This is a genomic window from Burkholderia sp. WTPI3 (genome assembly GCF_021483755.1).
Classification (GTDB): domain Bacteria; phylum Pseudomonadota; class Gammaproteobacteria; order Burkholderiales; family Burkholderiaceae; genus Burkholderia.
Map to the genome: position 1 here is coordinate 32,311 of NZ_JAGIXF010000059.1, position 15,103 is coordinate 47,413.

Genomic DNA, 15,103 nt, shown 5'->3' on the forward strand with positions numbered 1-15,103 from the left:
CGCTCACATGCCCGTCGGTTAGAATCGCCTGCAATCAAACAGAAAGCTTCCCTCCGAGGGCATCGAGCGATGAAGCAGCACGACAAACACAACAACACGAATCAATCCAATTCCAATCACACCACACGGCTGCTCCTGCGCATCGGCCCGGTTGCGGCGCTCGGCGCCGCGGCCGCACTGTCGCTGCACGCGCTCGCCGCACGCACCGTGAGCGTGTCGCCGCAAGGCACCGTCACCGAGGTCCGGCAAAGCGTCGTCAAGTTCGACGAAGCGATGGTTGCGTTCGGTTCGGCGTCCGCGCCGAATCCCGCGCGCATGACCTGCAACGATGCCGCTGCCGCGCGCGGCCAGGGTCACTGGCTCGACGACAAGACGTGGGTCTACGATTTCGAAAACGACCTGCCGCCGGGCGTACGCTGCTCGGTCGCGCTCAACGACACGCTGCGCTCGGTCGCCGGCAATGCGGTGAGCGGCCCGCGCCGCTTCACGTTTCAAACGGGCGGCCCGTTCCCTGTGACGGTGCGCCCTGGCTCGCGCGAGATCGAGGAACGCCAGGTCTTCGTGTTGAAGCTGAACGGCCCGGCCGAGCCGCGCTCCGCGCTCGCGAACATCTGGTGCGAAGCGGCCGGCATCGGCAATCGCATCCCCGTCACGGCCGCCGCCGACGACACGCGCAACGTGCTGCTCGACCACTTCGGGCTCAAGAAGGACGCCGCGCGCGTGCTCACGCTATCGTGCGCGCAGGCGCTGCCGGCCAGCGCGAAGATGCAGCTCGTCTACGGCAAGGGCGTGGCAAGCCCGAGCGGCATCGCGAACGAAACCGAGCGGCGCTTCGACTTCACCGTGCGCGCGCCGTTCGCCGCGAGCTTCTCGTGCGAGCGCGAGAACGCGAAGGCGCCCTGCACTCCGCTGCGCCCGCTGACGCTGTCGTTCAACGCGCCGATCTCGCGCAAGAACGCCGAAGCGATCAAGCTGCGCGGCCCTGACGGTTCGCTTTCGCCGACCTTCGCCGCGGACGATCACGGCGACGAGGTGACGACCGTCACGTTCAACCCGCCGCTGCCCGCGCAGGCCAGCCTGACGATCGAGCTGCCGTCCGGGCTGCGAGACGTGACCGACCGCTCGCTCGCGAATGCCGACCTGTTCCCGCTCGCGACGCGCACCGCGCCGATGCCGCCGCTCGCGAAATTCTCGTCGGGCACCTTCGGCATCGTCGAGCGCTTCGCCGAACCCGATACGCCTGCGCTCGTGCCGGTCACGCTGCGCAACGTCGAAGCCGATCTCCATATCGCCGGGCTCAACGCGGGCGGCGCGCAATTCGCGAACCTGAAGGTCGAAAACGACACCGCGATTCGTCAATGGATGCGAACCGTCGACCGCTTCGACAACTGGTCGATGACGGCCGGCACGATCGACGGGCGCATGCCGGGTTTGCTGCGGCGCAAGGGCCAGCATCCCGTCTACGTGCCGCTCGAAGCCGGCGAAAAGATGCCCGCGCCGCAGGACCGGCGCATCGACGTGCGCTCGCTGTCGCTGCTCGACGGCGAACCGGGCGCGCAGGCGCTGACGCTGCCGAAGGCCGATCCGAAGACGCTGCGCCCGTTCGAGATCGTCGGCGTGCCGATCGACAAGCCCGGCTTCTACGTGCTGGAACTCGCGTCGCCCGCGCTCGGCCGCTCGTTGCTCGCGAAACCGTCGAGCATGTATGTGCGCACCACGGTGCTCGTGACGAACCTCGGCGTGCATCTGAAACAGGGCCGCGAGAACAACCTCGTGTGGGTCACGACGCTCGACAAGGGCAAGCCCGTGCCGAACGCGCAAATTCGCGTATCGGATTGCAACGGCGACGAGATCGCGGCCGGCAAGACCGACGCGCAGGGTCTGCTGAAGATCGACGGCCCGTTCGAGCCGAAGCGCGAGTGCAGTTCGTCGGAACAGCGCTTCGACGACTACTTCGTGTCCGCTCGCGTCGACGATCCGAAGACCGGCCCCGACATGGCATTCGTCAGCTCGAACTGGAATCGCGGGATCGAATCCTGGCGCTTCAACGTGCCGACCGACAACGACAGCGCGCCGACCATGCGCGCGCATACCGTCTTCGACCGCACGCTGCTGCGCGCCGGCGAAACCGTGTCGATGAAGCATTTCCTGCGCACCGAGACGCTGCAGAGCCTCGCGTTCCCGTCGCAATACCCGACGCGCGTGACGATCCGCCATCTCGGCTCGGACCAGACGTACAAGCTGCCGCTCACGTGGACGGCCGACCATAGCGCCGACACGCAGTTCACGCTGCCGCCGGCAGCGAAGCTCGGCGAATACAGCGTGTCGCTCGAAGGCGGTCCGGACGATGCGCCGACCACCAGCTACTACAGCGGCAGCTTCCGCGTCGAGGCGTTCCGCCTGCCGGTGCTGAAAGGGTCGATCAGCGCGCGCGACGCGCAGAAGAGCCCGCTCGTCGCCGTGAAGGAAGCGCCGCTCGCCGTGCAGATCGACTACGTGTCGGGCGGCGGCGCGTCGAACCTGCCCGTGCAGGTGTCGGCGCTGATGAAGTGGGCGTCGCCGCCGTTCGCGGATCGCTTCGAGGACTTCAGCTTTTCGCCGTATCGTCCCGACACGAGCGACGGCAACGCCGACGACGATTCGCAGGACGGCGACAACGCGTCGTCGTCGAACAGCGATCCCGATGCGACGAAGCTGATCGCGGACAAGCTGCCGCTGACGCTCGATCGCAATGGCTCGGGCTCCGTTACGCTCAAGGGGCTGCCCGACGTCGACGCACCGAAGCGCATCGCGCTCGAAGCGACGTTCGCCGATCCGAACGGTGAAGTACAGACGATCCGCGGCGACACGATCCTGTGGCCGGCCGCGGTGGCGGTCGGCATCAAGGCCGGCCATTGGGTGTCGGTCGGCCAGCGCGTGCCCGTACAGGCGCTGGCGGTCGATCTGCAGGGCAAGCCGCGTGCGTCAGTGTCGATCGAGATCAAGGGCGTCGCGCACGTCACGACGTCGTCGCGCAAGCGGATGGTCGGCGGCTTCTACGCATACGACAACAAGAGCGACACGCGCGACCTCGGCGTGCTGTGTTCGGGCAAGACCGACGACAAGGGCCGCATGGCCTGCGACGCGACGCTCGAGCAGGCCGGCAACGTGCAGCTGATCGCGGTCGCGAAGGACGGCGACGGCCGCGCGTCGAACGCGTCGACGTCGGTGTGGGTCACGCGCGAGGACGAACTCTGGTTCGGCGGCGACAACACCGACCGGATCGACGTGATTCCGGAGAAGACGTCGTACGAACCGGGCGAAACCGCCCGCTTCCAGGTGCGCATGCCGTTCCGCTACGCCACCGCCCTCGTCGCGGTCGAGCGCGGCGGCGTGATGGAAACGCACGTCGTGGAGTTGAACGGCAAGAACCCGACCATCGACCTGAAGGTCGGCGAATCGTGGGGGCCGAACGTGTACGTGTCGGTGCTCGCACTGCGCGGCCGGATTCGTGAAGTGCCGTGGTACTCGTTCTTCACGTGGGGCTGGAAGGCGCCGGTCGAATGGGCGCGCGCCTTCTGGCGCGAAGGCCGTCACTATGAAGCGCCGACCGCGTTCGTCGACCTGTCGAAGCCCGCGTTCCGCTATGGCCTGGGCGAGATCAAGGTCGGCACGGGCGTGCATCGTCTCGGCGTGACCGTGACGACCGACGCCACGCGCTACACGGTGCGCAGCAAGGCACAGGCTCATGTGAAGGTGACGCTGCCGAACGGCCAGCCCGCACCGGCCGGCACGCAGATCGCGGTCGCGGCCGTCGACGAGGCGCTGCTCGAACTGATGCCGAACAACAGCTGGGATCTGCTCGACGCGATGTTGCAGCGTCGCGCATACGGCGTCGAAACGGCCACCGCGCAGATGGAAATCGTCGGCCGCCGCCACTTCGGCCGCAAGGCCGTGCCGGCCGGCGGCGGTGGCGGCAGCGCGCCGACGCGCGAGCTGTTCGACACGCTGCTGCTGTGGAACCCGCGTGTGACGCTCGACGCGAACGGCAGCGCGACCGTCGACGTGCCGCTGAACGATGCGCTGACGCGTTTCCGGATCGTCGCGATCGCGGCGGTCGGCGCCGATCGCTTCGGCACCGGCAGTACGTCGATCCGCAGCACGCAGGATCTGCAGCTGATCTCCGGCCTGCCGCCGCTCGTGCGCGAAGGCGATGCGTTCCGCGCGCAGGTCACGCTGCGCAACACGACCGACCGCGCGATGCAGGTCGTCGTGACGCCGCGCGTGACGGGCCTCGATGTCGCACCGCAAACCGTATCGCTCGCGGCCAACGCGGCGACCGAGCTAGCGTGGACGATCACCGTGCCCGAGCAGGCGCTCGACGCGGCCGGCGCGCTGAACTGGCGCATCGAGGCGGCCGAGCAAGGCGGCAAGCGCGCCTCCGATGCGCTGGCCGTCACGCAGAAGGTCGTGCCCGCGCTGCCGGTGACCGTGCAGCAGGCCACGCTCGCGCAGGTCGACGGCACGCTGACGGTGCCCGTGTCGGCACCGGCCGGTGCCGTCAACAACGCACAGGGCACACCGCGCGGCGGCATCGCCGTGTCGCTGCAATCGAAGCTGGCGGACGGCCTGCCCGGCGTGCGGCGCTGGTTCGAACGCTACCCGTACCGCTGCCTCGAGCAGCAGGCGTCGCGCGCGATCGGCCTGCACGACCCCGCGCAATGGCAGGCGCTGGTGGCACGCATGCCCGTCTACCTCGACAGCGACGGGCTCGCGAGCTACTTTCCGCCGTCGTCCGACGATTCGCACCATGGCAGCCCGACGCTGTCGTCGTACCTGCTGGTGGTGTCCGACGAGGCGAGCCGCCTCGACCCGCGCTTCGCGTTGCCGGAAGACATGCGCACGCAGCTGGAAGCCGGGCTCGCACGCTTCGTCGACGGCCGCATCGAGCGCAACACATGGGCGCCGCGCCAGGATCGCGACCTGCGCAAGCTCGCCGCGATCGAGGCCCTGTCGCGTTACGGCGCCGCCCAGGGCCGCATGCTCGGCTCGATCGAGATCGCGCCGAACCAGTGGCCGACGTCGGCGCTGATCGACTATCACGCGATCCTCACGCGCGTGAAGGACATCCCGCAACGCGACGAGAAACGCGCGCAGGTCGAGCAGATCCTGCGGGCGCGCCTCACGTACCAGGGCACGCAGCTCGTGTTCTCGACCGCGCGCGACGACGACCTGTGGTGGCTGATGACGAGCAACGAGACCAACGCCGCACGTCTCGCGCTCGAATTCGCGGGCGACCCGGCATGGAAGGACGAGATGCCGCGCGTGACGACCGGCCTGCTGGCGCTGCAGCGCCAGGGCGCATGGCAGACGACGACGTCGAACGCACTCGGCCTGCTCGCGGTCGAGCGCTTCTCACGCACCTACGAGAGCACGCCCGTCACCGGCACGACGAAGATCGCGCTCGCCGGCAACGACCGCGCGATCCCGTGGTCGCAGGCGCCCGCCGACACCTCCGCGTCGGCCACCGCCGCGACGCGGGCCGCCACGGCACGCAGCGTGCTGATGCCGTGGTCGCGCGCATCGCAGGCACCGGCTACGCTGTCCGTCACGCAGGACGGCACGGGCCGCCCGTGGGCGACCGTCGAGAGCCTCGCGGCCGTGCCGCTGCGCTCGCCGTTCGCGGCCGGCTACCGGATCACGAAGACGATCACGCCCGTGTCACCCGCCGTCAAGGGCGTGCTTACGCGCGGCGACGTCGTGCGCGTGCATCTCGACATCGATGCGCAGAGCGACATGACGTGGGTCGTCGTCAACGATCCGATTCCGTCCGGCGCGACGATCCTCGGTTCGGGCCTCGGCCGCGATTCGGAAGCCGCGACCCAGGGCGAGAAAACGCCGGACGGCGCGTGGCCGTCGTTCATCGAACGCGATTTCGACGGCTACCGCGCGTATTACGACTATTTGCCGAAAGGCAAATTCTCGGTCGAATACACGGTGCGGCTGAACAACGTCGGTACGTTCGGGTTGCCGCCGACGCGTGTCGAAGCGCTGTACGCGCCGTCCGTGTACGGCCTGTGGCCGAACCCGCCGATGACCGTGAAGCCGGCCGACACGAACAAGTCGTGAGCAAGCGATGATCGATCAGGTATTGCCGCGGCCGGCGCGTTTCGCCGGCCGCGTATTCGTCGCCGTCGTGCTCTCCGTGCCGCTCGTCGCGCATGCGCTGCCCGGCTACGACGACGTGCGCCGCAACTGGCGCAGTTCCGACTGGGTGCTGCTCGCGCGCGACGGCACGCCGCTGCAGCGCACGCGCGTCGATCTGACCGAACGCCGCGGCGAATGGGTGTCGCTCACCGACGTGTCGCCCGCGTTCCGCGAAGCGATCGTCGTGTCGGAAGACAAGCGCTTCTACGAACACAGCGGCGTCGACTGGCGCGGGATTGCCGGCGCGGCCTGGGGCAACTTGTGGAACGAGCGCACGCGCGGCGCGTCGACCGTGACGATGCAGCTCGCCGGGCTGCTCAGCGATTCGCCGCGCCGCTCGGGCCAGCGCTCGCTGCCGCAGAAGGCCACGCAGGCGATGAACGCGCTGCTGCTCGAACGCGGCTGGCGCAAGGACCAGATCCTGGAGGCGTACCTGAATCTCGTGCCGTTTCGCGGCGAGACGGTCGGGCTCGCCGCGCTGTCGCAGGTGCTGTTCGGCAAGGCGCCGTCCGGCCTCGACGCACGCGAGGCCGCGATCGCCGCCGCGCTGGTGCGCGCGCCCAACGCGGCACCCGCGAAAGTCGCCGAGCGCGCGTGCCGGATCCTGCGCGACATGCACGCGGAGCAGGCGTGCGCGTCGCTCGACGGCTACGTGCAGCTCGTGACCGCGCGCCCGGCCAACGCCGTGCGCGACGACGGCGCCGCGCTCGCCCCGCACTTCGCGCGGCGCATCGCGGCCGAGGTCCGGCCGAAGGCCGGCGCACAGGTACGCACGACGCTCGATGCGCCGCTGCAGCGCTTTGCGCGCGACACGCTGACGCGCGCGCTGACCGAGCTCAACGCGCCCGCGCACCGGCGCAACGTGCAGGATGGCGCGGTGGTCGTGATCGACAACGCGACCGGCGAGATTCGCGCATGGGTCGGCTCGTCGGGGGCGCTGTCGAGCGCGCGCGACGTCGACGCCGTCCTCGCGCCGCGCCAGGCCGGCTCGACGCTCAAGCCGTTCCTCTATGCGCAGGCGATCGACGAGAAGCGGCTGACCGCCGCGTCGCTGCTCGACGACGCGCCGATCAACCTCGCCGCCGGCGGCGGCCTGTACATTCCGCAGAACTACGACAAGGACTTCAAGGGCTGGGTGAGCGTGCGCAGCGCGCTCGGCGGCTCGCTGAACGTGCCGGCCGTGCGCACGCTCGTGCTCGTCACGCCGCACCGCTTCGCGCGCACGCTGACCGCGCTCGGCCTGCCGCTCGCGCAGGAAGGCGACTATTACGGCTTCAGCCTCGCGCTCGGCAGCGCGGACGTCACGCTGCTGTCGCTGACCAATGCGTATCGCGCGCTCGCGAACGGCGGCGTCGCGCGCAAGACCGTCGACCTGCCTGCGGCAGCACCCGCCGCCGGCGCACCGGCGCCGGCTCCGGCCGCAACGACGACACGCGCGAATGACGGCACGCGCGTGTTCAGCGAAGCGGCCACCTTCATCGTTACCGACATCATCTCGGACAACAACGCGCGCGTGCGCACGTTCGGCTTCGACAACCCGCTCGCGACGCGCTTCTTCTCGGCGGTCAAGACCGGCACGAGCAAGGACATGCGCGACAACTGGACCGTCGGCTTCACGTCGCGCTATACAGTCGGCGTGTGGGTCGGCAATGCGGACGGCTCGCCGATGTGGGACGTGTCGGGCGTGACGGGCGCGTCACCGGTCTGGTCGGCCGTCGTCGGCTATCTGCACCGCGACCTGCCGAGCCGCGCGCCGCGCCCGCCTGCCGGTGTCGAAATGCGCCGCATCACGTTCGAGCGCGACCTCGAGCCGTCGCGCAACGAGTGGTTCCTTGCAGGGACGGCGCTCGACACGATCCGGCTCGCCGCGCCCGTCACGCCGGGCAAGGACGGCGCACGTGCGCCGCTGACGATCGGCACGCCGACCGACGGCACGATCTTCGCGATCGATCCGGACATTCCGCCGAAAAACCAGCGGATCTGGTTCGAGCGTTCGTCCGGACACGCCGGTCGCTTTGCATGGCGGCTCGACGACAAGGTGATCGGCCATGCCGACCGCGTCGCATGGATGCCGTGGCCGGGACGGCACCGGCTCGAACTCGTCGATGCACGCGGCAACGTCGCGGATGCGATCGGCTTCGAGGTGCGCGGCGCGTTCGCGAAGCCCGCCGCGCGCAAACCCTGAGCGCGTGAGCCGGCCGCTTACCGGCCTTACTGGCCGGCTGCATTCGCCTTCGGCGCTGGCGCGGAGAAGTCGATGACGGGTGCGGTGGAGATCGCCGCTTCGTTCCCGACGCTGAAGTTCGGGCGCGGCTGGTAGTCGAAGATCCGCGCGATCACGACACCGGGGAACTGGCGGATCTGCACGTTGTACTGCTGCACCGTCTTGATGTAGCGGCCGCGCGCGACCGCGATACGGTTTTCTGTGCCTTCGAGCTGCGTCTGCAGGTCGCGAAACGCCTCGTTCGCCTTCAGTTCCGGATAACGCTCCGACACCACCATCAACCGGCTCAGCGCGCCCGACAATTCACCCTGCCGCTGATCGAACGCCGCCAGCGCGGCAGGATCCTTCGCCATCTCCGGCGTCATCTGCACGCTGCCCACGCGCGCGCGGGCCGACGCGACCTCGGTCAGCACGCGCTCCTCGTGCGACGCATACCCCTTCACTGCCGCGGCAAGGTTCGGCACGAGGTCGGCACGTCGCTGATACTGGTTCAGCACCTCGGACCACGCCGCGTTGACGTCCTCGTCCGACGACTGGATCGCGTTATAGCCGCAACCGGCGAGCGGCGCGAGCACGCAGCACACGAGCAGGATTCGAAACCATTTCATTGCTTGATGTTTCCCGTTGAATGCCCCAGTCGGAGCGGTAAATGAAAAGGACTGGCGCGGCCACGCCACATACGGCGGCTACCAGCGGCCCGATGCACCACCGCCGCCGCTCGAGCCGCCACCGCCGCTGAAGGAGTCGGACGAACCGGAGCCGGACGAACGCGAGCCGGACGACGGCCATTTGAAGCCCGACGACGAGGAACCACTGGACGAGGAGCCGCCGCCCGTCAGTTTTTCGGCGATCCACAGGATCGCCACCACCACGCAGAAAACCGCCACCAGGACCTCGCCGGGCGAATATCCCAACAGATGCCCGATCCCGATCAGCGCCAGCAGCGCCCCGCCGACGATCGCCGTGTACTTGCGAATGCGTGCGGAACGAACGACGCCGATGCCGAGCAGCCACGCACCCGCACCGGCGCCCGTCGGGACGATCGCCAGCACGCCCAGGATCGCTTCGACATCGCCGTTGAAGATCGCGCCGACCGGCAGCATCGCGGCCGGCACGATCGTCGCGACGAGGTAACTGACCGGCAACATCACCTGCCAGCGCAGCTTGCGCCATTCGGTGACGGCGCCCAGCGCGACGCCGATCAGCCCGAGCAGCAACCAGAACATGAAGCTGCCCGTGTCGGCCGGGGGTTGGTCAGGCAAGCCGTTCGACAGCCGCCTCGTGTCGCGGGACGACGCGAGCGCCGCTTCGTCGCCGGCCGGCGCGCTGTCCGATGCCGCCATTTCCGGCGGCGTCATCTCGCGCGCCAGCGCATCGACCGCGTCGCTCACGCCGGCTTCGATCCGCTTCTCGCGAAACGCCGGCACGATGCGCTCGCGGATGATGCGCCCCGCGACGATGTCCGGAATTGCGCCTTCGAGGCCGTATCCGACCTCGATCCGCACTGTGTGATCGTTGAGCGCGGCGACGAGCAGCAGCCCGTTGTCGATTTTGCTCTCGCCGAGACGCCATTTTTCGAACACCGCGGTCGCGAATTGCTCGATCGTCGAGTGGCCGGTCGAGCCGACCAGCAGGATTGCCATCTGCACGCCGAGGCGACGTTCGAGATCGGCGAGGCGCTCGGTCAGCTCCGACGCGCACGCGGCGCTCAGCGCGCCCGTCATGTCGGTCACGCGGCCTTTCAGCGGCGGCGGTGCTTCGGGATCGTTCGCGACGGGATAGGAAGCTGCGGCCGCCACGTCCGTGCAGGCCGACGGCGCGCCGGCCACCAACGGGGTGGCGCCACTGCCATCGCCGCCGACAGCCGCGCCGCAAAGGAGCGCCGCGCCCGCCAGCAGCACGGCAGCCAGCACCGCCCAGGCCGTGCCGCTGGCATTGCCGCGCAGGCGTGCGGTTCGCACGGGAGTGCGGGAAGTACATGCGATCGAAACCGGATCGCCCTCGCAATCCGGAAAGCCTGGCCGGCCCGTCAGTCGTTTCAGATTCATGTCGGAAACCAAGCGCCGGTTCCGTCGGGAACGGCGCATTCTCTCGTCGTTTTTTAATCGTCCCGCAGCATAACCAATCGTGAAGGGAATCGAAAGGTTCCAGAGCCGGGCGGTTGCCGTGTTGCTGCAGTGCGGCGGCGCCGTTCGTGTGAGCAAACGTGGCGAAAAGTGTCCGTCGGAAACGCATCCTGCGCGCGATCCGCCATGAAAACGGGCAAGCATCGCCCGGATCCGGGACATAGAATATGAACGGCGCCGCACCTGTGCCGCCCAACGGTTGCCCCTTCCTGCGACTGACCGCGACCATGAATCTTCGTCATCCGCGCTTCATCCGCCCTGCGCTGGGCACTGTCTGCGCCGCAACCCTCGTAACCGTTGCAGCCTGCAACGGCGACGCGTGCTTCGGCGTGGACGTCTGCTTCAACGACAACACGCAGACTGTCGCGCTGTCGGGCACGGCCGCCACCGGCGGCGCGCTCGCGAGCGCATCGGTGACGGTCAGTTGCGCGCAAGGCTCGGCGACGACGCTGACCGACGGCGGCGGCAACTACCGCATCACCGTCAACGCCGCGCTTCCATGCGTGATTACCGTCGCATCGGGGGGCACGAGCCTGCACTCGCTCGCGTATGCGGGGGGCACCTTCAACACGACGCCCGAGACCGAGCTGCTGCTCGTCTATCTCGCCGCGCAGCTCGGCACGAACACGGCCGGGTTGATCGGCAACTTCCAGGGCAATGCGCACTTCCAGCAGGTGATGAACAACGCGAATACGGTGCAGGCCGCGCAATCGGCGGTGGTGACGAATCTGCAGCAGCGCTATGCAGTCACGCTGTCGACGCCCGCGTTCCTGACGACGCCGTTCGTGGTCGGGCAACCGGGCGTCGACAGCGATCTCGCCGCGCTGGCGAAGGCCGGCGCGATCGATTCGAACGGGATGCCGGATGCGACCGCGGTTTCGCTGTTGACTCAGGCGGGCGCGGCGCAGCCGCTATAGGCGGCACTGCCGCGAGGCAAGAATCGGGCGGTCAGGCGCCCGCTGCGATTGCCGTGTCGGCATCGGCGCCCGTATCGGCCGGCAACGCCCACCGTTCGTGATCGCGCCATTCATGAGCGATGCGCTTATGCGGCCTCGCCGCTGCCGCACGCGACGGTCGCGGCGTGCTGCTGCGTCAGGTAGCGCAGCAGCTTCGTCACCATCCACACGACGATGAACGACAGCGCGACGAAGAACACCGCGAGCGGCGTCAGCACCTGGATCGACACGAAGCCGGCGAGGCCCATCATCGCGGACGACACGAGCAGCAGCGCGCATCCCAGGATCGCACTGGTCAGCCCCGCGATGTGAGGAAACAGCGAGTTGCCCTTGGCCATCAGCGTCGGATACATCGCGCCCGCGCAGAAGCCCATCACGAGCACCGGCATCGCGAGCGTCCACACGCGCAGGCCGACGACCAACGCCAGCACGAGCATCGCGACGGCGGCGCCCGCCATCACGCGCGCGCCGATACGCAACCGCTGTTCGGCGCTCGGCAGCCCGTGCCCGTGAATCCGGTTCGACAGCCCGCCGAGGAAATACATCAGGCCGATCCCGAGCGCGAGATAGCCGAAGAAGGTCGGCGGCTTGTGCAGCGTCGTCTGTACCATGAACGGCCCGACGATGTTGAACACCAGCAGGATGCTGTAGCACAGCCCCTGCGCGAGGAAGCAGCTCTGGAACACCGGGCTCGCGAGCACCTTGCCCGCGTTCGTCATCAGCGTGCGCGGCTCGAGATGCACAGGTTTCGGCAAGGTTTCGCGGTAGTGCCACAACAACGCCCACATCACGAGCGAATACACGAGCAGGAACACGAGGCACGCGCGCCAGCCGAACCATTCCTGCAGGTGCGCGCCGATCACTGGCGCGATGATCGGCGCGAGGCCCCACGCGATCGACATGTACGTGAACGCATGCATCAGCGCCTGGCCGGAGAACGAATCGGTGATGATCGCCTTCGCGAGCAGGTTCGTGGTCGCGATCCCGAAGCCCTGCAGGCAGCGCGCCAGCACGAACGTCTCGAGGTTCGGCGCGCCGAGCGACAGCAGGCAGCCGATCGTGTAGATCACGAGCCCGAACGCGAGCACGCGCTTGCGCCCGTACGCATCGGCGATCGGGCCGAAGATCAGCTGGCCGAGCGCATAGGCGGCCATGTAGCCGGACACGCTCGACTGGATCGCCTGCGGCGTCGTCGCGAACGAGCGCGCCATGTCGGGCAGCGCGGGCACGTAGATGTCGATCGCGAGCTGGCCGGCGGAGGCGAACAGGCAGATCAGGAACAGCAGGAAGCGCGGCGAGTTCGATTCGCGCGCAGGAGTGAGCGAGGCGTTCATGACAACCGGGAAGGATTCGGACGGCGGCAACACGCGCCAATTTGTTCGAATCACGAACAGCGGTGCGCGGCCAATCGCACATTGTGCCTGTTGTTGCGCGACGCGACAGGAATCCCATGGCGCGGGCGAGGTTGAATGCCGATTGCGGCACAGCCGGAAACCGGCTATGCACCCTGCATCGGATCGGTCGCGACTGCACGGGACAGGTGCTTGCCGCGGGCCTGCGCCGCTTTTAATCCTGACTTAAGCCTGTGCCCGCATATTCACTCATGGCTCCATCCGTGAGCCGCACGATTCGTTCGTTGTTGATTCGATCAGTTTCGTTTGATGGAGATACGATCTATGCGATTCCGTTCGTATATGGCAGCGGGCGCGCTGGCGCTGATGCCCGTGCTCGCCCTGGCCGGGCAGGCCGCCAACGCCCCGGCCGCACAGCCGATGTTCGTCAATGTCGACGGGCACGCCGTGCCCGTGAAAGCCGAAACGCACGTCGTCCACACGGCGCTCGGCCCGATGAAGGTCAGCTCGTGGAGCTGGCACAGCCCGCATGGCGGCGCGAGCTTCGAGATGCAGACGTCGTCGTCGGGCGGCGTGCCGCCGGCGGCCGCGCTGCGACAGATCCAGGCAGCCCAGGCGCAGATGATCGCGATGCAGCAGCAGATGATGATGTTGCAGCACGCGACGCTGGGCGACGCGCTCGCAATGCCGATGCCGCAACCGGTCGGCTTCGCGATGCCGATCTGGGCAATGCCGGAACCGGTCGTCGTGATCGTGCCGGCGCAGCCGCCCACGCAGTCGATCGGGCCGGCACCGGCACAGGCAGCGCCGGCCCGACCGGCCGCACGCGGGCCGGAAATCAAGGCCTGATACCCGGCTCCGTCGCGCGAGCGACCGGGCCGAAAACCGAAACCGCCGGCATGCGCCGGCGGTTTCTTATTGGTTCTTCGTGGAATTCCGTGGATGTCGCTTGCCGACCCGTTGCTGCCATGTGGATTCTCCTAAAGCTGACGAACGGCCTTTCCATCGAACATCTCCAACTGGCCGACTGGCTGCATGCTGATTGACTCAGTTCGACGCGTTGTCAACAAAAAGTACACGGTCATCAATGTTTACAGTCTTCCGGCCTGATCGTGATCGTCGTAACCGAGGTGCTATCTTCCCATCGATAGTCGTAAGTGACCGGAATGCTATTATCTCTAACATCCTTCATCAGGTCACCTGTACATACCGCGCTAATTAATTTCGGACGCAACTCCGCGGCAAACTGCTGAGTGCCTACGAGTGATTTATTTACATTAACGATGTGTGTACATGTAAATTATCATGTGATTCATCGCCATTACTCGATCCAGTCGCTCACGCCTCCCAACCATGATAGACAGATTTTTATTCATCACGCTCATTCTCTGGATCAGATCTCCGTCGATTTGTTGATTGCGATCGAGTGTAGTTGAATTGGGTGTAATATAAGCATTTGCAGAAGCGGCAGTCATATATGAAAAAAATAAAATTTACATCAGCAAGGTTACTTTTTTCATCGCAGACTCTTTTGTTTCGCTTGTCGTGAAAAATTTAATAACCGAACGGTCCCTGCCTCCGTGATTATCGATGATCGACACAACTGCGTTGAACGGCTCTTCATGGCTGCCGCTCGCCATCACCGACAACTAGTCGGATGGCGGACTTCGACCACTCCCGCTCGTGGCATTGGTCTTGGCTAACATTATTCATTCGGGGAACGGGCATAACGCGGCTGGGACGGGTTCGCATCTTCGACGCGACAGATTTTGCCCTCTTTCTCAAGTTCAGCGAGAGCAGACATCAATGATGTCGACATTTTTTGATTTACCAAAACAAGAAGCCGATCAAGTTAGCACCAGCTCAAGTCACCGTCGCGCGTGGCAATGGCGTCCAATACTAGCACCTTGAATGCACTGTAGTCCATTTAGTCGCACCTTCTAAATTCGGCTCGGCTATCCTTGTGTACGTTTAATTTACTTCGATGGATACGGTCCGTGTATAAGTGCGATACTGAGACGAAATTCGATAGTCCACTTGATCGGGCCCACGATAGTCGGGACTGGGTATGTAGTAAACGACCTTACCAAGCACCGTGGCTCCGTCGCACGAGTTAGATGTTGATGCTGTACCGGCAAGCTGAAATGACTCGTCCCGTACTTCTATGCGCCCATGCTCCGGTTGACGAATAAACATCAAGTCGGGTGCTTGTCCGCTAACGCATCGCCTGTTCCACGTTGCGTGCCTCGAAAGCCTGAC

The 15,103-nt window shown here is 66.7% G+C and carries 7 protein-coding genes; 4 read left to right on the forward strand and 3 right to left on the reverse strand.

Features of this window, described 5'->3' with window-relative positions; translation table 11 throughout:
- The first annotated feature begins 69 nt into the window (after positions 1 to 69).
- Entirely contained in the window at positions 70 to 6,108 is a 6,039-nt protein-coding gene (locus tag J7024_RS26325; RefSeq protein ID WP_234745597.1) for an alpha-2-macroglobulin family protein, read from the forward strand.
- Between the two features lie 7 nt (positions 6,109 to 6,115).
- Positions 6,116 to 8,371, forward strand: coding sequence for a penicillin-binding protein 1C (pbpC, locus tag J7024_RS26330; protein WP_234745598.1), 2,256 nt, complete (start codon positions 6,116 to 6,118; stop codon positions 8,369 to 8,371).
- A 26-nt stretch (positions 8,372 to 8,397) separates the two neighbouring features.
- Here pbpC and J7024_RS26335 read toward each other — a convergent pair whose 3' ends face one another.
- A complete protein-coding gene (locus J7024_RS26335; RefSeq protein WP_124825370.1) occupies positions 8,398 to 9,018 on the reverse strand; it encodes a LemA family protein in 621 nt (206 codons plus the stop codon).
- A 78-nt stretch (positions 9,019 to 9,096) separates the two neighbouring features.
- Positions 9,097 to 10,680: a TPM domain-containing protein gene (locus J7024_RS26340; protein ID WP_175769916.1), complete on the reverse strand. Its 1,584-nt coding sequence runs from the start codon at positions 10,678 to 10,680 to the stop codon at positions 9,097 to 9,099.
- A gap of 83 nt (positions 10,681 to 10,763) precedes the next feature.
- On the opposite strand from J7024_RS26340, the gene J7024_RS26345 reads away from it, so the two are divergent.
- Positions 10,764 to 11,453, forward strand: coding sequence for a hypothetical protein (locus J7024_RS26345; protein WP_124825372.1), 690 nt, complete (start codon positions 10,764 to 10,766; stop codon positions 11,451 to 11,453).
- 125 nt (positions 11,454 to 11,578) lie between these two features.
- Here the strand turns inward: J7024_RS26345 and J7024_RS26350 are convergent, their stop codons facing one another.
- On the reverse strand, positions 11,579 to 12,826 hold the full coding sequence (locus J7024_RS26350; protein ID WP_124825373.1) for a multidrug effflux MFS transporter: 1,248 nt from the start codon (positions 12,824 to 12,826) through the stop codon (positions 11,579 to 11,581).
- 342 nt (positions 12,827 to 13,168) lie between these two features.
- Here J7024_RS26350 and J7024_RS26355 point away from each other — a divergent pair, with 342 nt between their 5' ends.
- Entirely contained in the window at positions 13,169 to 13,693 is a 525-nt protein-coding gene (locus tag J7024_RS26355; RefSeq protein WP_124825374.1) for a hypothetical protein, read from the forward strand.
- Positions 13,694 to 15,103 lie beyond the last annotated feature (1,410 nt).